This window comes from Terriglobus roseus (genome assembly GCF_900105625.1).
Classification (GTDB): Bacteria; Acidobacteriota; Terriglobia; order Terriglobales; family Acidobacteriaceae; genus Terriglobus; species Terriglobus roseus_B.
This window is the reverse complement of sequence record NZ_FNSD01000001.1, coordinates 2,329,650-2,348,847: the sequence shown is the minus strand read 5'-3', so window position 1 is coordinate 2,348,847 and position 19,198 is coordinate 2,329,650. Positions and strand designations below refer to the sequence as shown.

Here is a 19,198-nt window from a genome sequence, read left to right as displayed (position 1 = left end):
ATCTTACCGTAGCGACCCCAAAGGATTCATGATTTTCCGCGTCACCACGCAGGTGCCGGTCATTGGTACACCCTGCGCTTCGCCGCGGATGGCACAACGAAGCGCAGAGGTTTCGGCGATTTAGTCGGCGAGTACTTCTTCCAAGTGTGGAGCGCCCTGCTGCAGCCAGCCGTACAGCGGAAAATTCTCGGCCATCTCCGACACCTTACCGTGCAGCGACTTCAGCTTTGCGTCGTCCCCGCGGTGGTCCAGTGCCTCTGCGATCCATGAGGCGATCTGGCGCATCTCCGGTTCCTTCATCCCTCGGGTAGTGAGAGCAGGCGTGCCGAAACGTACGCCGCTTGGCTTCAGCGGTGGGTTCGTGTCGTAGGGGATCGCGTTCTTGTTGACGGTGATGCCAGCCTTGCCCAGTGCCACTTCCGCTTCCGAACCAAGGATGCCCTTGGCGAAGACGTCAACCAGCATCAGGTGCGTATCGGTGCCGCCGCTGACAATGCGGAAGCCTTCACCTGCCAGCGCATCGGCCAGTTCCTGAGCATTGGCGACGGTCTGACGCGCGTACGTCTTGAACTCGGGCTGCAGTGCTTCCTTGAAGGCCGCAGCCTTCGCGGCGATCACGTGCATCAACGGTCCACCCTGCTGGCCCGGGAAGACCGAACGATCCAGGGCTGCGGCAAACTCCTGCTTGCACAGCACCATACCGGCGCGCGGTCCGCGCAGTGTCTTATGCGTGGTGGTAGTCACAATGTGCGCATGCGGCACAGGCGATGGGTGTACGCCGCCGGCGACCAATCCCGCGAAGTGAGCCATGTCGACCATCAGGTATGCGCCAACCGAATCTGCAATGGCGCGCATACGCTCAAAGTCCCAGATGCGCGGATATGCGCTGCCGCCGCCAACGATTACCTTGGGCCGCTCACGTGCGGCCAGCGCCGCCAGTTCGTCATAATCGACGGTCTCGGTATCCCGGCGGACCTGGTAGCCCACAATGCGATACAGCTTGCCGCTGAAGTTGAGTTTGTGGCCATGTGTCAGGTGGCCCCCGTGCGCCAGGTCAAGGCCCAGGATGGTGTCGCCCGGATTGATCAGCGTCATGTAGGCCGCGGCGTTGGCCTGCGAGCCGCTGTGCGGCTGCACGTTGACATGTTCCGCACCGAAGATCGCCTTCGCGCGATCGCGCGCAATGTCTTCCACCACGTCTGCGAACTCGCAGCCGCCGTAGTAGCGCTTGCCTGGATAGCCTTCCGCATACTTGTTGGTAAACACGGTGCCCGCAGCTTCCAGAACGGCGCGCGAGACGAAGTTCTCGCTGGCGATCATCTCCAGGCCATCGTGCTGGCGGGTAACTTCCTGCGCAACTAGTGCCGCAATCTCAGGGTCGGAGACTGAGAGCGGGGCCTGCAGATCAATCATTTGGGTTCCTTCCGATGGCAAAACTGGGATGAATCCTGCGTGCGAAACCATTCGCAGCGGCAAAATACCTTTTGATTATTTCATTCCCGGTCGCGCGTGGCGCGGCTAACACCAAAGTTATCGGGCATCCCCGAACCGGTACAGCAGGCGCGCCAATGTTGAATAGCCCTCTCGCACGGCGTGGGCGAAGGTACATGCAGAGAGAGACAGAACGAAAGTCTCCGGAAAAAAGAGGGAACAGTGCTGACTCTGCTGACGGTCGTTGTATATCTCTTTATGCTTGGTATGCCCTGCTACATCGCAATCCGCTACCGCGGTCGCGAGGTTGAACCCGGCTGATCTTGCGATCTCTGCTGGCGTCATGCCCGTCGCTGCATCTGCCATGCGACGGGCATCGTTCTTTAAGTAAGCTCCACGTTTTACAAGAGAGCTCGAGGATCTGCTCATGAATCACCTGGCGCTTGTTCTCTTGGCGTTTGCCGCCGTGATCTTTCCCTGCGTCGTTGCCCGTCTCTGCATGCCTCTGGACGACGGCCGCAAGCTGTAACCGGCGTCTCCTTTCGAGACCCGCTAGAGGCGAGAGCCGCTCCGCACACCGGCCTCCGGACACCGGTTTCGCTTCCTGCCCGTAATTCGGGTAAGCGGCCTTGTACGATGGTTCTCAACCGCCATGCCCCGCCAGCAAAGCCAGACCGCCACACCGAATGAGAAGGCCTTCCTCGCCCTCGCGAAGAAGAAGCATACCCTCATCCCCGTCTACCGCACCGTCACCGCCGACCTGGAGACACCGGTCTCCGTCTTCCTGCGCATCGCCGCACAGGAGCCCGAGGCGTTTCTGCTGGAGTCCGTGGAGGGCGGCGAACACGTCGGCCGGCACACCTTCATTGGGATCCGTCCTTACAAAAAGCTTGTGTCGCGTGGCACGGCCATTGTCGCGACCGAGGGCAAGAGGTTTCGCCGCTTTGAAGGTGACATCTTCGAAGAGCTGAAGCGCGCCCTTAGCGAGCACAATCCTGCCAAGCTGCCCGGCCTGCCGCCCTTTACCGCGGGCGCCGTCGGCTTCTTCGCGTATGACGTCGTGCGCCAGATAGAGCGGCTGCCCGAGACAGCGATCGACGAACTCGGCGTGCCCGATGCCTGCCTGATGTTCTTTGACGAAGTGCTCGCCTTCGACCACGTCAAGAAGGAGATCTACCTGATTCTGACGGCGGACCTTACGCGCGAGCCAGATGCCGCGAAAGCCTACAAGCGCGCCCTCAAGCGGTTGGACCGACTGGAGAAGGAGCTCGCCAACCCGTTGCCGGCAGTGTCGAAACGAAGGAAGCCGCTCGGCCCGCTTGAGCTGACGCCCCGCACCAAGAAGCGCGACTACATGAAGGCCGTCGACAAGGTGAAGAACTACATCACCGCGGGCGACATCTTCCAGTGCGTTCTGTCGCAGCGCTTCGACTGCAAGCCCGAGGTCGATCCGTTTGAGATCTACCGCTCGCTGCGCATCGTGAACCCCTCGCCTTACATGTACTTCCTGCGCTTTCCCATGCAGGCCCCGGGTGCGACGACAGAAACACTCGCACACATCGTCGGTTCGTCACCTGAGCTGCTGGTGCGCGTGCACAACCGCACCATCGAGTACCATCCCATCGCCGGCACGCGTCCCCGCGGCAGCGATGAAGCCAGCGATAAGCGGTTGGAAGAAGATTTGCTGCGCGATGCAAAAGAGACTGCGGAGCATGTGATGCTCGTCGACCTGGGCCGTAACGATGTCGGTCGCGTCAGCGAGTTCGGCACCGTCAGCGTGAAGAAGCTGATGTTCATCGAGCGCTACTCGCACGTCATGCACCTGGTTAGCGCGCTCGAAGGCAAGTTGCGTGGAGATATGGCGCCGATCGACGCGTTCAAGTCCTGCTTCCCCGCAGGTACGCTTTCGGGCGCTCCGAAGATCCGGGCCATGGAAGTCATTGAAGAGCTGGAGCCAACCCGCCGCGGCGTCTACGGCGGCAGTGTCTTCTATGCGGACTTCAGCGGCAATCTGGATAGCTGCATCGCCATCCGCACACTCTTCATGCACGGTGACACCGGCTATATCCAGAGCGGCGGCGGCGTTGTGGCAGACTCCGTGCCGCAGACGGAGTTCGAAGAGACCGTCAACAAGTCCAAGGCAGTCGTGCGAGCGATCGAACGAGCTCGCTCGCGAGCGTAGAGCCGTCGACAGAATCGGGGCCCATTCATGATGGCTTCATCGTCATGAATGGATTTACAGAATGCGTACTTCGCCTAATCCCATTCATGCGCAAGAGCGCGCACGAATGGGGCACCCGATCCCGTTGGCGCATGGATTACATCCAATACCCATGAGCGACACGCACGCCGCATTTGATCTCCGCACACTTTCAAAGTCCGACACCTACAAGCTGCTGGCGTCCACCATTCTGCCGCGACCCATCGCGTGGATCACTACGCTCGATGACGACGGCAAACCGAATGCCGCGCCGTTCTCGTTCTTCAACGTCGTATCGGCAGACCCGCCACTGATCGTGGTCGGCTTCTCTGCCGCGCCGGACCGCGAAGGGAAGGACACCCTTGCCAACATCTGTCGCACGGGCGAATTGGTGGTAAACCTCGTGCCCGAGGAACTCGCGGAGGCGATGAATATCACCGCGACGGACGCACCGCGCGGCTTGGATGAGTTGACGCTCGCCGGCCTTGCAACCGTTCCAAGTCTGCAGGTAGCGCCACCCCGAATCGCGGGCTCACCCGTATCGCTGGAGTGCCGCACGTTTCAGATCATCGAGCCCGGCGGCAGCAGCACCATCCTGGTCGCGAAGGCTCTCGAAATGCACATTCGCCACGATGCTTTCGAGGATGAATCACGCCTGCACATTGATCCGGCGCAGATGCGTCTCATCGGTCGCATGCACGGCGGTGGCGACTACGCGACGACACGAGACATGTTCGAAATCGCCCGGATCCCCTGGAAGGAAATGCAGTCGAAGCAGAGTTGAGGTGGAGATAGAAAACGGCAGCCGGTAAAGGACGACTTCCTTGCGTCTACCGGTTGCGTGACAACCGAAGGACCATGCCCACGGTGACGCCCATGTTGTTCGCCATGCTGGTGATCGGCAGCTTCACCGGCGCGGGGTCACCTGGGATCACCTGCACGCTGGTGCGTGCATTCATGCGATAGCAGATGGCAAAGTCATCCGCGACACCGTCATCGATATTGAACTTGTCCGCACGAATCTCGCGCGAGATACTTGCCAGCGGCGAAGCCTGGATCATGTGCAGCATCGATTGGTCGTTGAAGCGGGGAGCTTCCATCTGTTCGATGGGTTCACTAGGTGCCGGCGTCCTGGTCTCCACCCGACCGCGCAGGCGGTAGAGATAGAACGAAAGCGGAGCGCCCGGCAACCGGCTCGTCGACGGTTCCTCCGGCAGTGCGGCCAGAACGCCCGCGGAGACCGGCCCTGCGACAGGCTGCGCGATAGGAATCGAAGGGATTGAATCAACGGCGGAAACCATGACCGGCGCAGCGTGTTCGGCGGCGAAGCAGCAGGCGGGTAACGAAAGCAAAAGGGCAGCAGTGAAGGTAAGTGCGCGCACCGTGTTTTCTCCTTTTGTTTTGTTATCGACGCTCTCGGGTCGCTGCATCACTCCGCAGCATCGCAAAACATCTTGCTGAGCAATCTCTGGAAGTGTGAGTCCTAACGCTCGCCGAATGTTGCCTGTGCAACACTCGGCAGAGTTGACATTTCCGGAAAACGATTGGTGCATTTCAGAGTTGCCCGTGGGAGATTGCAACGCGATTACACTTATGGGTGAGGCGGTTCCGCAATGGTCTTTGTTCTGGACAACTACGACTCGTTCACCTACAACCTGGTGCAGTACATGGGCGAACTTGGCGCGGAGATGGTCATCCGGCGCAACGATGAACTGTCGCCGGAAGAGATCGAAGCGCTCAACCCCGATCACATCCTGATCTCGCCCGGCCCGTGCACACCGCAGGAGGCAGGTGTCTCCATTGACCTGATCCGGCACTACGCGGAGAAGAGCAAGCCAACGCCGATTCTTGGTGTCTGCCTGGGGCACCAGGCGCTGGGCGCAGCCTTCGGTGGCAACGTGATTCGCGCGGCGCGACTGATGCACGGCAAGACCAGCGCGGTGCAGCATGACGGCAAGACGATCTTCCAGGGACTGGACCAGGACATGACCTGCACGCGATACCACTCGCTGATCGTCAGCCCGGAGGGCCTGCCGGATGAACTGGAAGTCTCTGCCCGCACGCAGGATCCGGAGGGCGAGGTCATCATGGGTTTGCGCCATCGCACACTGCCCATCGAAGGCGTTCAGTTCCATCCGGAGAGCGTGCTGACCAACGGCGGCAAACGCCTCATCGAAAACTTCCTGAAGATGTAGCGGATGCCACCCCGCCCCATCGCCGTGAAAGTTCCCGCTAGAGAAACGGGTGCCCCGTGGCTCGCCCCTGAGACATGGTTTCGGCTCGCGATGCCAGCATTCGTGCTGGTTGCTGCAACAACAATCCACGCACAAGCCCCGTTGGGTTCCCTCAAAACCGAAGGCGCTGAAGTCAGCGGCATGGTCGCCGTAAGCGATGGCCGTGCCACCATCGGTAACAGTGCTGCGGTCACCGCAGGCGCGCTTCCGGCACAGATCAGCCTGAAGCGTGGCGGCGAGGTGAAGGTCTGCGCGGGTTCCGCCATCCATATTTCGCAAACCACCATGACCATCGCAAAGCCGCCGCTGATGCTTGCGCTGGATCGCGGAGCTGTCGAGATTCATACCTCGGCCGAGAAGACGGACAGCATCCTGACGCCGGACCTGCGTTTTGAACTCTCCGGCGCGGCGGCACTTGATCTACGTATCCGAGTTGTGCCGAGCGGAGATACCTGCGTCGAAAACGTCGGCAAGGACGCGCCCGTTCTGCACGTAACGCAGACCTTCGGCGATGCAACGTACTTCATCCGGCCCGGCCAGCGTGTGCTGTTTGAGCGCGGCAGCCTGCGCGAGGTCGTAGACCATGAGGCCAATAGCTGTGGCTGCCCGCGCAACGGCGACAACCTGGTGCTGGCAGGCAAGGGCAAACACGGCGACGGCAAAATCCCGGAAGCCGTCAGGACCAACCCGTTTCCAGAGGCCGTAAGCCAGGGGTTGGTCAGACCGGACACCCCACAGGCACCCGTCGGGGAGGTCCATGCACAGGTGACCTCGCAACTTAGCTACAGCGGAGAGACGGGCACGGCAAGCGGGCCGCCCGGGCAGACGACGACTCCGGCTGACGTGGCTGCCGTTTCTGCACCGCCGGCTATACCGGCCGCGACGGTCACAAGCCAGACACCTACGCCAGCCAACCGACCGGCACCCCCCGCCCCTGACGCGACCGATATGCGCATTGAAAGTGCAGCACCGCCGCCCGCCGGTCCCAATCCTTTTCATGCCATCGGCCGCTTCTTCCGCCGCATCTTCGGCGTGTCGAAGTAGGGCGCAGGAAGGCAGCATGGACCCGGAACTCAGCCTGAACGCGTGGATACTCATCGGCAACACGCTGCACGCTGTGTTGCGTGGCCCCGCTCAGCTCGCATTGGCTGATGGTTCGTTGCGCAATCGACTGGCCACGCTGGATGCGAAGCTTGCTCCCGTCACGCAGCAGGGCATGCTTGGAGCACTGCACGATCTGCCGCCGGCCGACCGTCTGTTGCTGCATGACCTTTGCGAGGCCTGCTTCGGACGGCTGCAGGGGGAAGCGGAAACCCTGCTTGGACTTGATCGCTCGACCGCAGAGCCCGTGCTCGCGCTGCTGCAGGTGCATTAGCCAGCGCGCTACAATCAAACCTGCGGCCCGGGTGCCTGCGTGTGGCCCACAACTGTGGATTCGCGCCCCTCCGGTCCATCAAGATCTGCAACTTAGGAAGTTTTCAATGTCGATTCCCGCCACACAGATGCGTCCCGGTATGGTCATCAAGCACAAGGAAAAGCTGCACTCGGTCTTTGCCGTGGAGCACCGCACCCCCGGCAACCTGCGCGCCTTCATCCAGGCCAAGCTGCGCAACCTTGAATCCGGCGCCATCTTTGAGCACCGCTTCCGCTCCGGCGATGCGATCGACCGCGTCATCGTCGATGACATCGAGATGGAGTTCCTGTACAAGGACGGCGACGACTACGTGTTCATGGACATGAACAACTATGAGCAGACCACGCTGGGTCGCGACATCCTTGGCGATGCCGTGGATTTCATGCTGCCCAACATCAAGATCGACATCAGCTTCATCGACGGCAAGCCCGTCGGCGTGGAACTGCCGACCGTCGTCGAGATGACCGTCGTCCAGACGGAGCCGGGCATCCGCTCTGCCACGGCATCGTCCGTGACGAAGCCCGCGACGACCGAAACCGGTCTCGTCGTGCAGGTTCCCGCCTTCATCAATGAGGGTGAGAAGATCCGCATTGACACCGCAGAAGGCGCCTACATGTCACGCGCATAACAAACGAGGCTCTCGAAGATCCAAAGGGGGTGGTGCCGCATCGAGCGGTGCCACCCCTTCCTCATGCGCTGGAGATCATCAGGTGAAGGAAATCAACAGCTTTCCCGCGGCATCGCAGCGACACGACCCCAGCAACGGGTGCATCCTAATCCCATGCGCGTTCACGAGATCAAGACCTCCGTTCTGAAGATGGTTTACGAAGAGGGCGGCTCCAAGGGCGGCAAGCCTGTGATTCTTGTCCACGGCTGGCCGGACTCGCCGCGGACGTGGGACAAGGTTCTGCCCGCGCTGCACGCTGCGGGCTACCGGACCATTGTTCCGTACCTGCGCGGCTACGGGCTCTCGCATTTCCGTTCGCATCTTTTCGGGCGCAATCCACGGCGGACGGGCCAGCCAGTGGCCTTTGCGCAGGATGTCATCGACCTGGCGGATGAGCTGAAGCTTCAGACATTTGCTTTTGTGGGTCACGACTGGGGCGCCCGTACGGGCTACGCGTTGGCCGCGCTCTTTCCCCGGCGGCTGGAACGTATGGTGGTGCTGTCCTCCGTCTTTCAGCCGGGGCCTGCGAAGACACCGCCTTTGCCGCAGTCGCAGGCGTATTGGTACCAGTGGTTTCTTTGCACCGACCCCGGCATGAAGGCGTTCCGCGAAGACCCTGTCGCGTACGGCAAGCGCATGTGGGATACCTGGAGCCCCGAAGGCTGGTACTCCCCGGCCGACCTGGCGGAGGCGGCAAAGAGCTGGACCGGCAAGGACTTCACGGAGGTCGTCCTTCACAGCTACCGCTCCCGTTGGGGACACTCGCCGCTGGATCCGAGCTATGCCATGCTGCAGACTCGCTTCGAGGGGACGGTAACGCTGGACGTTCCGACGGTATTTCTGCAGGGCCTGGAAGATCGTTGCGGCCTGCCAGAGACCAGTGACGGCATGGGCCGCTACTTCACCAACGGCTACCGTCGCGTCCTCATCGACTCCGTTGGCCACTTCCCGCAGCGCGAGAACCCACAGCTGGTGGCGGAGGAGATCCTGCGGCATCTGGGCGAACGCACTGCTGGGCAGTGAGCCAACTTAGGTCCAGCTAAAATCGACCCTATGGTTCGTCACTACCAGATCGAAGGACGTGTGCAGGGCGTGGGTTTCCGCTGGTTTGTACATCGCGAGGCTGCGGAACTTGGGCTGCGGGGATGGGTGCGCAACACCACCGCTGGACATGTGGAAGCTGTCGCCGCAGGCTCGGCAGACCAGATTGACGTGCTGGAGGTGGCGCTCCACAAGGGATCGCGCGGCAGCCGTGTCGACCGGGTCCACATCCACGACCTGCAGGACAGCGAGGCCGAGGATCTGAAGGCGTTTGTGATTGAGGGCGCCTTCTAGCCGGCGCTTGGGCGACCGCCAGAGCGGGCTATGCGGTGCGCCACTTATCGGGGCCGCCTTCGCTGCGTTCCCTTACGCGTTCGACATTCGGATGGTCGGTGGGGTTCAGGCGTTTCGCCTCGGCAATGGCCTCGGCCTGCGTGTGGAACAGGGCGCTGGCGCGTTCGCTGCCCTTTGCACGAACGGCAAACCGACCGTCGTGATTGACCTCGACGAAGTAGTGCTTCTCGGTGGACATGAAGGTACCCTCCTTCGCTTTGGGATGCGGAATCTCGCTGCCGCGCTGGCGGCCCTCGTACAATGGAGCCATGTCGCACACCATCAATTGCGAGCCCCTGAAGGAGCTCATCCGCACCGTTCCCGACTTTCCGAAGCCCGGCATCCTGTTCTACGACATCACCACGCTGCTGAAGGACAAGGCCGGCTTTGCGCAGATGATCGACGCCTTAGCGGCGTACTACATCGACAAGCAGGTCGACCTGGTGCTCGGCATCGAGGCGCGCGGCTTCATCTTTGGACCGGCCATGGCCTACCGGCTGAACGCTGGCTTCGTGCCCGTGCGCAAGCCGAAGAAGCTGCCGGCAGCCACCGCCAAGGTCACCTATGACCTGGAGTACGGCTCGGACTCGCTCGAGATCCACCTGGATGCGATCCAGCCCGGCCAGCGAGTCGTAATCGTCGACGATCTGCTCGCAACCGGCGGTACCATGCAGGCTACGGTACAGCTGGTGAAGCAGCTTGGCGGCGAGATCGCCGGCGTGGCCTTTGCCGTGGAGCTCGACTTCCTCAAGGGCCGGTCGAAGTTCCCGGAGGTCGACGTCTACAGCCTTCTCCATTACAACGAGTAACCGCACGTGAGCGAGACGAGCGCCGTGACATTGCGTCCCCACAGGCCAGGAGATATGGGCTGGGTGGTGCACCGTCACGGCGTTTTGTATGCGCAGGAGTTCGGTTGGGACGAGCGCTTTGAGGCGCTGGTCGCGCGTATCACCGCCGACTTCATCGATCAGCTAGAGCCGGAGCGCGAACGCTGCTGGATCGCCGAGCGCGATGGCGTCTTTCTGGGGTGTGTCTTCCTCGTCCGTGACCGCTCTGCGGAATCGGCCGCGAAGCTGAGACTGCTGCTGGTCGAACCCACGGCACGCGGCCTGGGCGTAGGACGAATGCTGGTACGAGCCTGCATCGCCTTCGCCCGCGAGGCCGGTTACGGGAAGCTGACGCTGTGGACCAACAGCATACTCAGCTCCGCCCGGCGCATCTACGAAAACGAAGGTTTCAAGCTGGTCAGCGAAGAGCCTCACGCGAGCTTTGGCGTGCCGCTCATCGGCCAGTTCTGGGAACTGCCGCTGTAATCATCGATCTGTCATCCTGAGCGAAGCGAAGCGCAGCGAAGTCGAAGAACCTGCATCCCGCCCGCGGCCCCACAAAAGTGCACGGCAGACCTTACACCTCTGTGCCGCTTCGAGCCGAATGCAGGTCCTTCGACGGCACTCCGCTGCGCTGCGTTCCGCTCAGGATGATAGGACGCGGGCCAGGGTACATCCTTACGCGAACAACAGGCAGCTCGCGCCGCTGACTTCGATTTTTGAGACCGGCTCTCCAATGTGACCAGTTGCCATGTCGAGTGCGAAGACAGTAACATCCCCCGAAAACTGATTGGCTACCAGGAACCACCTGCCGGATGGATCGACGGCAATGTGGCGAGCCTCCAGACCTGGGTTCGGCTTGTTCTGGATCTTCGTGAGCGCACCGGTCGATGCATCCACCGCGAAGACAGCGAAACTCTCGCTGGCGCGGCGGTTCGATGCGTACAGGAACCGCATGTCTTTCGAGAAGACCATCTCGCAGCCGCGTGCCTTCGCGGCATCCACGCCATCCGGCAGTGTCTTGGCGACACTCTTCGGCGTGAGGACGCCGTGGGTGGCGTTCCATTGCAGTTGCACCACGGTCGAGTTCAGTTCGCAGATGCAGTAGATCCAGCGGCCATTCGGATGGAAGACGAGGTGACGCGGCCCGGAGCCCGGCTCGGATAGCCAGTGGTCCGGTCGGTGCGGTGTGAGCTTTGCCGTCGCTCGGTCCAGCCCGAAGACGTGGATACGATCGAGGCCGAAGTCATTCACCAGCACGAAAGCGCCATCCGGCGAGACCATCGCAGAGTGCACATGGCTGCCCTCCTGCCGATCTTGGACGGGACCATGCTCTGTCGGCGGAAAGCGGATGACGCTCGCCTGCGTCAGCTTGCCTGACGAGTCCGCATGGAACGACGCCACACTGCCGCCGCCGTAGTTCGAGACAAAGACGCAACGACCGTCCGGCGAGGCGCTCACATGGCATCCGCCGCCACCGCCGGAACTTGCCGTGTCGATCGGAGTAAGTGTGGTCGTCGCAACGTCATGACCCTGCGAGATCGCGTAGCTTGCGGCTCGTGACGCACCGTCGTCTCCCCCAAGTACCGCGAAGAGCGGGTGACCGGCTTGCGGTACTGCAAGGAAGCTCGGACTCGTCACCTTCGCGAGCAGTCGCGGGGAACCGAGCCGGCCATCGCGGAAGGATGTGACGAAGATGCCCTCGCCGTGCCCGGTAAACTCCGTCTGACTGCTGGTGCCAACGAATAATCGTTGCGTCCCTGCCATCTCGCGCGCCGATGACGTTGTTGTGCGCAGCATCATGGCTGCACCGGCTGCGGCGCTCCCTAAAAACTTTCGGCGTGTCAGCATCTCTCTCCTCAGCCGAACAGCAGGCAGCTTGGGTTGTTGACGGGTGCCGAGCTGGAGCGGTCACCCAGCTTGCCCGTGGCCGTATCGATCGGGAAGACCGAAACCTCGTTCGAAAACTGGTTCGCGCTCAGGAACCACTTGCCCGATGGATCGATGGCGATGTGGCGCGCCTCCTTGCCGGGATTGGCATGCCGATGTGCCTCAGTGAGTGCGCCCGTCGCAGCATCCAGCGAGAACACGACGAAATCCTCATGCACGCGGTTCGCTGCGTACAGGAAGCGCAGGTCCTTGCTGAAGACGAGATCACAGGCGCGCACATCGACCTTGCTCGCGCCCGGTGGCAGCGTCTCAATGGTCTGTAGCGTGGTCAAGGTACCCGCAATCGCATCCCACGCGAGTTGATTAATCGTGCAGCCCATCTCATCGATGTTGTAGATCCACTTGCCGTTCGGGTGCAGGGCGATGTGTCGCGGGCCCGCGCCTGGTGCGGACAGCCACTCGCCGTGCGGCGTCATCTTCGCGGTCTCCGCGTCCAGCTTGAAGACGTGGATGCGATCAAGTCCGAGGTCATTGATCAGCACGTAGCCGCCGTCCAGCGTGATGTCTGCGGCGTGCGCGTAGGCGTGGTCCTGACGCTTCGTGTCCGGACCGTGATCCGCCGCGTTGAACTGAAAGAACGACGCCGGATGCAGCGTGCCATCCGCATCCATGTGGAACGATGCGGCCGATCCACCAACATAGTTCGCCACCACGACGGTGCCCCCCTGCGCGGACACATGCACTGCGCCCGTGCCCTGTGTACTGGCGCGATGGACCTCCGTCAGCTTCGCCTCGGCAACATCGATGTGGAAGCATGCGACCTCGCCGGCGGGCGCGCCGGGTGTCTGCGAGATGGCCAGGAGACGGCTCTCATTGCGGCCATCGAAACAGAGGAAGCTGGCCTTCGGCAGTTCGGCCGAGAGTACGGGTTCGGTCAGCGTGCCCGTCTGTGTATCGAAGGTAGCGGTGTAGACGCCGCGGCCATCGTTACCGCTGGTGCCCAGAAAAATCCGTTCGTGTGACATGGTGCTTCTCCGGCTTAAGGTCTTCGCTAACGATGGTGTCACATCATGAGCAGGTTGGCCCGCTGTCGCAGTTCGGCGGGATGCTTCCTGTGCCGATCTGCCTGTCATCCTGAGCGATCTGCGTTCTCTCCCATGACCTGTCATCCTGAGCGATCTGTGTTTTGCTCAGGATGACAAATGCATAAAAGATGAAGCGGCCCGAGTTTACTGACTCACCGCAGCACTTCCGTCACTCGCAATGTCTCGCCCTCACCCAGATACCGCTTCCGCCGAAACCAATCCGTCATGCGCTCTTCCAGCAGAGGGAGCGGCACGCGAAGACCAGCTTCCAGTAACCCATCGGCAATCGGCATCGTGTCGTCGAAGACCGCGTCATTCGTGAAGTTGCGCATGCAGAAGCTGTCGATTGCCTTGAGAGGGCACGGCATGACCACGCCGTCCGCCGTCACACGCTCGATGGTGATCCGTCGCACAAACATCGCTACGCCCACAACACGAAACACGCGCCCGCAATCTTGACGCTGCTGGCGGGCGCGCTCAGCATCCCGGTCTTCGGATCGCGCGGGAAGACCGTCACGTCATTGCTGCGCTGGTTCGCCGCAATCAGCCACTTGCCGGTCGCATCAAGGGTGATGCAACGGTTCTCCACGCCATCCACCTTGGTCTGTTGAATCTGCTGCAGCCGAGCGTCTTTACCCACGGCCCACACCACCATGCTCTCAAGCCCGCGCACGCTGCCGTAGAGGAAGCGGTGATCCGGCGACAATGCCATGTCTGCCGTGCGGCACTTCGGTGGGGCGTCCGCAGGCAGCGTCGGCCACGACCCCGTTTTGGTCAATGTGCCACGCTTCTCGTCCCAGGCCAGCAGGTCCACGGTGTTGGTCAGTTCGTTGTTGCAGTAGATCCACTTACCGCCGGGGTAGAAGACCAGGTGTCGCGGCGCAGAGCCGGGCGCAGCCTGATAGAACGGCGGATCGTGCGGTGTGAGCTTCGCCGTTGCGGCGTCCAGCGCGTAGATGTAGATCCTGTCGGCGCCGTAGTCATTCACCAACACAAACCTGCCGCCTGGCGCCGTCAGGATGGAGTGGCAGCGGCTGTGGGGCTGAGCAGGCGCGGGGCCGTGGTGGGCGTCGCCGTACTCAATGTGCTCGACAAGCGGCGACAGCGTCCCGTCCTTTGCAATCGTGTAGGTCGAGATGTCCCCACTGCCCCAGTTCGCCTCCATGGCAACACGGCCGCTGGGGTCGATGGAGAGAAAATTCGGCCCCATACCCTTCGCCGTCTCACGGTTGATGGGGCGCAGAAGGTCTGGCGTGTCCACAATTTCAAAGGCGGCCACGTTCGCAATACCGTCGACGACGCATGTTGCATAGAGACGGCGCCGGCGCTCTGGATGCAGTGTCATGCTGTCGTTGCCGGGCAGCTTTGCCGCCATCTCCGGCTGAGAGAAACTGCCTGTCTTGGGATCGAAGTAGGTGGAGAAGATGCCCTGCGCCTCTTTACCGGTGCTGCCGATGAAGGCACGCTGGGTGCCGAGCGTGGGCGGTGTCATCTGGCTGAAGGACGTGCGCGCAAGCAGCGCGGCTGCAGGCAGCGTGGCAAGAAAGCTTCGGCGATCAAGCATGAGCACTCCGGGGAACGCTGACCAGCATACGCCCGGAGTTCCCCGAAGATCAGCCTATCCTTCGCCTGGCAGATGTCCTGCGTACTCTTCCGGCTTCACGTCGTTGTTAATGACGGGCAGGGAGGGCAGGTTGAGCGTGCTGCCCGCCTGGTCGACCACGGCCTTCACGTTGGTCAGAACCTCTTCGACCGTCATGGTGTACATCTCGCGACCATTGTCATAGCCGTTCTCCACAATGGTCTTCAGATACCGCCCGGCAGCCTGTGCCGCGGCGTAGTCCGTGATGACGTAGCCGGTGGCGCGCTTCATCTGCACCCATGCAACATTCGGCATGGCGATCCACATGGGCCGGCCATTCACGTCGAACCGGATATCCGTAGCGTCGGCGTGACGCGTCGCAATGGCGACCATGGTCGCCTTCCAAACGCAATGCAACTGCTCGCCGGTCCACTTGTCGACTACGACAAAGTCCTCATACATGCCTGGGCCCATCCTTCAACGGTGCTGTATTCAGAGTATGGATTCACGGAACGATGGGCAAGCACCACCGCCCGGCCGCTGCGGGGGACAGCACGAAACAGCCGCTGCCGGACAGCACGAGTCGTAAGGGCACGGCTTCAGCCGTGCCCTATGCTGTCTCACCGTTAAACGGGAGGCCCGACCGGGCGACCCTTTTGCCCACCTTTCCTGCCGCTGCTAGACTTACGGATGGCGCATGTACCTGCGGATTCCGCACCCGCGCCGGCTCATCTGCGGCCTTTCGCGCCGCCAAAAGGATTCCCGACCTTGGATACACCGACCCGCACCAAGCCGCTTGCCATCCGTGAAGACGGTCCTCTTGCCGTCAACACCAACAGCAGCAGCACTGCTTTCTTCGACCGCATCCAGAACAACCGTGCGCTGGCCATCCGCCTTGCGGTCGCGGTCGTTGCGCTCGTCGTCATCGCGAGCGTGTTCGCATTCGTCAGCAGCCACCGCGCTGAGGCTGCAAGCAGTGCTCTGGCCGAGGCGATGCAGACGTACGACGCACCCATCGCGACACCGGATCAGCCCGTGCCCGCGAACATGAAGAGCTTCAGCAGTCTGGAAGAGCGCGCGAAGGCCGCCAATGCTCAGTTTGCGGATGTCGCAAACAAATACGGTTCAACCGATGCCGGTCGTAACGCACTCTATCTGCAGGGCGTGACCGCCATGCAGGCAGGCCAGAACGCCAGCGCTGAGGAACTGCTGAAGAAGTCCTCCGACAGCTGGAACCACGACATCGCCACGCTCTCACAGATGGCGCTTGCCGGCCTGTATCGCAGCACTGCGCGCGAGTCCCTTGCCATTGAGCAGTACAACAAGGTGATCGCGAAGCCCAGCACGCTGGTTCCCGCGGGTCTGGCGCAGCTGGAACTGGCTGAGATGTATGAGGCCAACGGCAAGCAGGCGGAAGCCAAGAAGATCTATGCACAGATCAAGGACAAGGACCCCAAGAGCGCCTCGGCCGAGATCGCAACGCAGAAACTGAGCGGACCCTCCGCGCAGTAATCGCAGGAAGGGCTTCGCAGACACCATGGCGGCTCCGGAAAACCCACCAGCATCGCTCGCGCAGTTCATCCGGCGCAGGGCAGCGGCTGGCAGGTCCTCCGGGCCGCCGTCGTCGCTTAAGCCGAAGCCGGACAAGCTCGGTCAGTTCGGACTGCTTTTTTCAGAGCCGGAATCAGCCACAGAAGACGGCGCGGTGACCGTTGCCGACGTGATCGCCGAGCGCGAACGCATCGAGGCTCCCGCGTCGCCAGCGCAGGTCCCGCAACAGCGCAAGCTGTGGGCTGTTGCCGAGTTGGTGAGCGCGCTACGTGGCAAGGTGGAGCGTGAGTACAGCGATGTGTGGGTGGAGGGCGAAATCTCCAACTGCCGCCCCGCTCCCAGCGGCCACCTGTATTTCACGCTGAAGGACGGCAATGCGCAGTTACTGGTCGTGCTCTTCCGGCGCGAGGCATCTCTTCTGCGCTTCAAACCGACCGATGGCCTGGCGGTGCTGGCACGTGGCCGCATCTCCGTCTTTGAGAGCCGTGGACAGCTGCAGCTTATTGCAGAAACCCTGGAGCCGCGTGGCGCCGGTGCGCTGCAGCTTGCCTTCGAACAGCTCAAGGCGAAGCTACGTGCCGAGGGATTGTTCGAGCAGGAGCGCAAGCGTCCGTTGCCGGCCTTCCCGCGCACCGTCGGCGTCATCACGTCGACGCAGGGCGCGGTGCTGCGTGACATTGTCACCGTGGTGCGACGCCGTCATGCCTGCCTCGACATCCTTGTCTTTCCTGCGGCGATGCAGGGTGTGACCTGCGCGCCGGATGTCATCCGCGGTCTGCGCTATCTGAACGCCAACCCGCAACACAACGTCGATGTCATCGTCATTGCGCGTGGAGGCGGGTCGGCGGAAGACCTCGCAGGCTTCAACGATGAGGCGCTTGCACGCGCCATCGCTGCGATCGATCTGCCGGTCGTCTCGGCCGTAGGGCATGAGACGGACTTCACCATTGCTGACTTTGTTGCAGACCTTCGCGCACCCACCCCCTCGGCTGCAGCCGAGCTGGTGACGGCCGCGCAGCATCGCGTGGAAGAGCGTGTGCAGTCGCTGGCCGCGCGGCTCTTCCGTGCCATGCGGTATCAGCAGATGCACGCGCAGCAGCGCTTCACACGCGTCTCTGCGGCCAGCGCATTTGCGCGCATGCGTGACAGCATCGGCCGCCGGCAGCAACGTGTGGATCAGGATCGCTTCCGCCTGGAAGCCGCGACCGAAGCGCTGCTACGCGAACGTGCCGCGCGTCTGCGCTTGCTGACGGAACGCCTGCAGCGGCAGGATGTGCACCGCAGTGTTCTGCGTGCGCAGACAAAGAATGAACGCCTGCGCGAGCGGCTGCTGCGTGCAGGTTCCTCGCTGCTGACAACACCGTCGCGACGTGTGGCGCGCGCCGAGACACGGTTGCATGCGCTGTCCCCAACGGCAGTGCTGCAACGCGGCTATGCCCTCGTCTTCAACGGGGAAGGTAGACTTCTGCGGAGCGCGAAGGATGTAACGGCCGGTGACGAAATTCGCACACGGCTGGGCGAGGGAGAAGTGCGATCCCGCGTCCTTTCGTCTGACGTCAACGGCAACACAGGAACAGGAAACGAAAACGCATGAGAAAGCTCTTTGGAACGGACGGCATCCGCGCCGTTGCAGGCGAAGCACCCCTTGATCGCAAGACCATCTTCGCTGTTGGCGTCGCACTGGCGCACCATGTCGCAAAGGCCGGCGAGCAGCCAAAGATCATTCTCGGCATGGACACGCGCGAGTCCAGCGAGTGGATTGCAGCGACGATCACCGCGGGTCTTCGTAAAGGTGGTGCAACCGTCGAGAGCGCCGGCGTGATCACGACACCGGCCATCGCGTTTCTCACGCGTTCGCATGGTTTCAGCGCGGGCATAGTCATCAGCGCGTCGCACAATCCCTGGCAGGACAACGGCATCAAGGTCTTCGGGCCGGATGGCTACAAGCTGCCGGACGCAACCGAACTCGCCATTGAAGATGAGATCTTCAGGCAGCTCGCCACCAACCATGTTGAGACTGCGGACGACGCCGCTGCGCCTGCTGTCGAAGAGAGTGATCGCGCCGAGTATGTCCGCTCTCTGCTGGCCGCTGTCGATGGCCTGAGCCTCGACGGCAAGCGCATCGTCATCGACTGTGCGAACGGCGCAGCTTCGTCCGTGGCACCGCAACTCTTTGCGGGCCTGGGCGGCGAAGTACGCATTCGCAACGCCAGCCCGGACGGCCGCAACATCAACGTGGACTGCGGGGCGACGAAGCCCGAGGTTGTCGCAAAGTATGTGCTCGAAGACAAGGCGGACATTGGCATTACCTTCGACGGCGACGCTGACCGTGCCATGTTCGCCGATGAGAATGGGCGCGTCATCAACGGTGACGCGGTGATGCTGCTGGCCGCGCGCGACCTGCAGGAGCGCGGTCTGCTCCACGAAAACACGGTCGTCGCCACGACTATGTCCAACATGGGACTTGAGGCTGCTCTGAAGCGCAGTGGCATCCGGATGCTGCGCGCGCCGGTAGGTGACAAGTACGTGCTCCAGCAGATGCAGGAGACGAAGGCGTCGCTCGGTGGCGAGCAGAGCGGACACATCCTCTTCACCGGTCGAAGCACCACGGGCGACGGCCTGCTGACGGCGCTCCTGCTGCTTGACATCGTGCATCGCAGCGGAAAGTCGCTGGCGGGGCTTGCGGCCGATCTAAAGACCTTCCCGCAGGTAATCGTGAACGTCAAAGTGCGCGAAAAGAAGCCACTTGAATCGATTCATACTGTCGCCACAGCGATCCAAGATGCTGAAAAAGCGCTACTTGACTCCGGACGTGTGGTCATCCGCTATAGCGGCACAGAAGCGCTCGCACGCGTGATGATCGAAGCCGAAGATGAGACCGTCATGCGGCACCATGCGGACGCCATCGCAAACGCGATCCGTGCCGAACTCGGCGTCTAGAAG

At 62.1% G+C, this 19,198-nt stretch carries 21 protein-coding genes; 13 read left to right on the top strand and 8 right to left on the bottom strand.

Going from position 1 to position 19,198, the window contains the following annotated elements; all coding sequences use genetic code 11:
* Positions 1 to 120 precede the first annotated feature (120 nt).
* Positions 121 to 1,413, bottom strand: coding sequence for a serine hydroxymethyltransferase (glyA, locus tag BLW03_RS09730; RefSeq protein ID WP_074653688.1), 1,293 nt, complete (start codon positions 1,411 to 1,413; stop codon positions 121 to 123).
* Between the two features lie 670 nt (positions 1,414 to 2,083).
* On the opposite strand from glyA, the gene trpE reads away from it, so the two are divergent.
* Positions 2,084 to 3,613 (top strand): anthranilate synthase component I, encoded by a 1,530-nt coding sequence (trpE, locus tag BLW03_RS09720; protein WP_074653685.1) that lies wholly within the window; start codon positions 2,084 to 2,086, stop codon positions 3,611 to 3,613.
* Between the two features lie 151 nt (positions 3,614 to 3,764).
* Entirely contained in the window at positions 3,765 to 4,415 is a 651-nt protein-coding gene (locus tag BLW03_RS09715) for a flavin reductase family protein (protein ID WP_074653683.1), read from the top strand.
* Between the two features lie 46 nt (positions 4,416 to 4,461).
* On the opposite strand, the gene BLW03_RS09710 is transcribed toward BLW03_RS09715, so the two are convergent.
* A complete protein-coding gene (locus tag BLW03_RS09710; protein WP_139285165.1) occupies positions 4,462 to 5,013 on the bottom strand; it encodes a hypothetical protein in 552 nt (183 codons plus the stop codon).
* A 231-nt stretch (positions 5,014 to 5,244) separates the two neighbouring features.
* Here BLW03_RS09710 and BLW03_RS09705 point away from each other — a divergent pair, with 231 nt between their 5' ends.
* The 6 genes from BLW03_RS09705 (at position 5,245) to BLW03_RS09680 (ending at position 9,281) form a co-directional block, all read left to right on the top strand.
* Positions 5,245 to 5,826, top strand: coding sequence for an anthranilate synthase component II (locus tag BLW03_RS09705; protein WP_074653680.1), 582 nt, complete (start codon positions 5,245 to 5,247; stop codon positions 5,824 to 5,826).
* Between the two features lie 90 nt (positions 5,827 to 5,916).
* A complete protein-coding gene (locus tag BLW03_RS09700) occupies positions 5,917 to 6,909 on the top strand; it encodes a nuclease (protein WP_074653679.1) in 993 nt (330 codons plus the stop codon).
* A gap of 16 nt (positions 6,910 to 6,925) precedes the next feature.
* The gene (locus BLW03_RS09695; RefSeq protein ID WP_074653677.1) at positions 6,926 to 7,240 is read left to right on the top strand and encodes a hypothetical protein; all 315 of its coding nucleotides are present in this window, start codon (positions 6,926 to 6,928) and stop codon (positions 7,238 to 7,240) included.
* Positions 7,241 to 7,346: 106 nt separating this feature from the next.
* The gene (gene efp / locus BLW03_RS09690; RefSeq protein WP_074653676.1) at positions 7,347 to 7,907 is read left to right on the top strand and encodes an elongation factor P; all 561 of its coding nucleotides are present in this window, start codon (positions 7,347 to 7,349) and stop codon (positions 7,905 to 7,907) included.
* 153 nt (positions 7,908 to 8,060) lie between these two features.
* Positions 8,061 to 8,969: an alpha/beta fold hydrolase gene (locus BLW03_RS09685; protein ID WP_074653675.1), complete on the top strand. Its 909-nt coding sequence runs from the start codon at positions 8,061 to 8,063 to the stop codon at positions 8,967 to 8,969.
* A 30-nt stretch (positions 8,970 to 8,999) separates the two neighbouring features.
* Positions 9,000 to 9,281 (top strand): acylphosphatase, encoded by a 282-nt coding sequence (locus BLW03_RS09680; RefSeq protein WP_074653673.1) that lies wholly within the window; start codon positions 9,000 to 9,002, stop codon positions 9,279 to 9,281.
* Positions 9,282 to 9,309: 28 nt separating this feature from the next.
* Here BLW03_RS09680 and BLW03_RS20165 read toward each other — a convergent pair whose 3' ends face one another.
* Positions 9,310 to 9,591 (bottom strand): DUF2188 domain-containing protein, encoded by a 282-nt coding sequence (locus tag BLW03_RS20165; RefSeq protein ID WP_170835010.1) that lies wholly within the window; start codon positions 9,589 to 9,591, stop codon positions 9,310 to 9,312.
* Between BLW03_RS20165 and BLW03_RS09670 the strand changes: the two genes are divergently transcribed.
* Positions 9,590 to 10,129: an adenine phosphoribosyltransferase gene (locus tag BLW03_RS09670; RefSeq protein WP_074653671.1), complete on the top strand. Its 540-nt coding sequence runs from the start codon at positions 9,590 to 9,592 to the stop codon at positions 10,127 to 10,129. The two genes, BLW03_RS20165 and BLW03_RS09670, sit on opposite strands and share 2 nt — an antisense overlap.
* 6 nt (positions 10,130 to 10,135) lie before the next feature.
* Positions 10,136 to 10,633, top strand: a complete 498-nt coding sequence (locus BLW03_RS09665; RefSeq protein ID WP_074653670.1) for a GNAT family N-acetyltransferase — start codon at positions 10,136 to 10,138, stop codon at positions 10,631 to 10,633.
* A gap of 192 nt (positions 10,634 to 10,825) precedes the next feature.
* Here BLW03_RS09665 and BLW03_RS09660 read toward each other — a convergent pair whose 3' ends face one another.
* The 5 genes from BLW03_RS09660 to BLW03_RS09640 form a co-directional block, all read right to left on the bottom strand.
* On the bottom strand, positions 10,826 to 11,998 hold the full coding sequence (locus tag BLW03_RS09660) for a lactonase family protein (RefSeq protein ID WP_074653668.1): 1,173 nt from the start codon (positions 11,996 to 11,998) through the stop codon (positions 10,826 to 10,828).
* An 8-nt stretch (positions 11,999 to 12,006) separates the two neighbouring features.
* Complete coding sequence (locus BLW03_RS09655; RefSeq protein WP_074653667.1) at positions 12,007 to 13,062, bottom strand: lactonase family protein; 1,056 nt, start codon at positions 13,060 to 13,062, stop codon at positions 12,007 to 12,009.
* A gap of 212 nt (positions 13,063 to 13,274) precedes the next feature.
* Positions 13,275 to 13,565: a hypothetical protein gene (locus tag BLW03_RS09650; RefSeq protein WP_244502031.1), complete on the bottom strand. Its 291-nt coding sequence runs from the start codon at positions 13,563 to 13,565 to the stop codon at positions 13,275 to 13,277.
* Complete coding sequence (locus tag BLW03_RS09645) at positions 13,544 to 14,686, bottom strand: lactonase family protein (RefSeq protein ID WP_074653665.1); 1,143 nt, start codon at positions 14,684 to 14,686, stop codon at positions 13,544 to 13,546. Before BLW03_RS09645 ends, BLW03_RS09650 begins: the two co-directional genes overlap by 22 nt.
* Positions 14,687 to 14,740: 54 nt before the next feature.
* On the bottom strand, positions 14,741 to 15,166 hold the full coding sequence (locus tag BLW03_RS09640; RefSeq protein WP_074653664.1) for a hypothetical protein: 426 nt from the start codon (positions 15,164 to 15,166) through the stop codon (positions 14,741 to 14,743).
* Between the two features lie 306 nt (positions 15,167 to 15,472).
* Between BLW03_RS09640 and BLW03_RS09635 the strand changes: the two genes are divergently transcribed.
* From BLW03_RS09635 to glmM, 3 genes are read left to right on the top strand one after another with little or no spacing between them, the layout of a single operon-like run.
* Positions 15,473 to 16,216, top strand: a complete 744-nt coding sequence (locus BLW03_RS09635; protein WP_170835009.1) for a tetratricopeptide repeat protein — start codon at positions 15,473 to 15,475, stop codon at positions 16,214 to 16,216.
* A gap of 25 nt (positions 16,217 to 16,241) precedes the next feature.
* Complete coding sequence (xseA, locus tag BLW03_RS09630; protein ID WP_074653661.1) at positions 16,242 to 17,849, top strand: exodeoxyribonuclease VII large subunit; 1,608 nt, start codon at positions 16,242 to 16,244, stop codon at positions 17,847 to 17,849.
* A complete protein-coding gene (glmM, locus tag BLW03_RS09625; RefSeq protein ID WP_074653659.1) occupies positions 17,846 to 19,195 on the top strand; it encodes a phosphoglucosamine mutase in 1,350 nt (449 codons plus the stop codon). The genes xseA and glmM overlap by 4 nt, the downstream gene beginning before the upstream one ends.
* Positions 19,196 to 19,198 lie beyond the last annotated feature (3 nt).

Excerpts from the sequence above, each read along its gene's own strand:
- glyA (WP_074653688.1), bottom strand. The coding sequence starts at position 1,413 with ATGATTGATCTGCAGGCCCCGCTCTCAGTCTCCGACCCTGAGATTGCG.
- trpE (WP_074653685.1), top strand. The coding sequence starts at position 2,084 with ATGCCCCGCCAGCAAAGCCAGACCGCCACACCGAATGAGAAGGCCTTC.
- BLW03_RS09715 (WP_074653683.1), top strand. The coding sequence starts at position 3,765 with ATGAGCGACACGCACGCCGCATTTGATCTCCGCACACTTTCAAAGTCC.
- BLW03_RS09705 (WP_074653680.1), top strand. The coding sequence starts at position 5,245 with ATGGTCTTTGTTCTGGACAACTACGACTCGTTCACCTACAACCTGGTG.
- BLW03_RS09700 (WP_074653679.1), top strand. The coding sequence starts at position 5,917 with ATGCCAGCATTCGTGCTGGTTGCTGCAACAACAATCCACGCACAAGCC.
- BLW03_RS09695 (WP_074653677.1), top strand. The coding sequence starts at position 6,926 with ATGGACCCGGAACTCAGCCTGAACGCGTGGATACTCATCGGCAACACG.
- efp (WP_074653676.1), top strand. The coding sequence starts at position 7,347 with ATGTCGATTCCCGCCACACAGATGCGTCCCGGTATGGTCATCAAGCAC.
- BLW03_RS09685 (WP_074653675.1), top strand. The coding sequence starts at position 8,061 with ATGCGCGTTCACGAGATCAAGACCTCCGTTCTGAAGATGGTTTACGAA.
- BLW03_RS09680 (WP_074653673.1), top strand. The coding sequence starts at position 9,000 with ATGGTTCGTCACTACCAGATCGAAGGACGTGTGCAGGGCGTGGGTTTC.
- BLW03_RS09670 (WP_074653671.1), top strand. The coding sequence starts at position 9,590 with ATGTCGCACACCATCAATTGCGAGCCCCTGAAGGAGCTCATCCGCACC.
- BLW03_RS20165 (WP_170835010.1), bottom strand. The coding sequence starts at position 9,591 with ATGGCTCCATTGTACGAGGGCCGCCAGCGCGGCAGCGAGATTCCGCAT.
- BLW03_RS09660 (WP_074653668.1), bottom strand. The coding sequence starts at position 11,998 with ATGCTGACACGCCGAAAGTTTTTAGGGAGCGCCGCAGCCGGTGCAGCC.
- BLW03_RS09655 (WP_074653667.1), bottom strand. The coding sequence starts at position 13,062 with ATGTCACACGAACGGATTTTTCTGGGCACCAGCGGTAACGATGGCCGC.
- BLW03_RS09645 (WP_074653665.1), bottom strand. The coding sequence starts at position 14,686 with ATGCTTGATCGCCGAAGCTTTCTTGCCACGCTGCCTGCAGCCGCGCTG.
- BLW03_RS09640 (WP_074653664.1), bottom strand. The coding sequence starts at position 15,166 with ATGTATGAGGACTTTGTCGTAGTCGACAAGTGGACCGGCGAGCAGTTG.
- xseA (WP_074653661.1), top strand. The coding sequence starts at position 16,242 with ATGGCGGCTCCGGAAAACCCACCAGCATCGCTCGCGCAGTTCATCCGG.
- glmM (WP_074653659.1), top strand. The coding sequence starts at position 17,846 with ATGAGAAAGCTCTTTGGAACGGACGGCATCCGCGCCGTTGCAGGCGAA.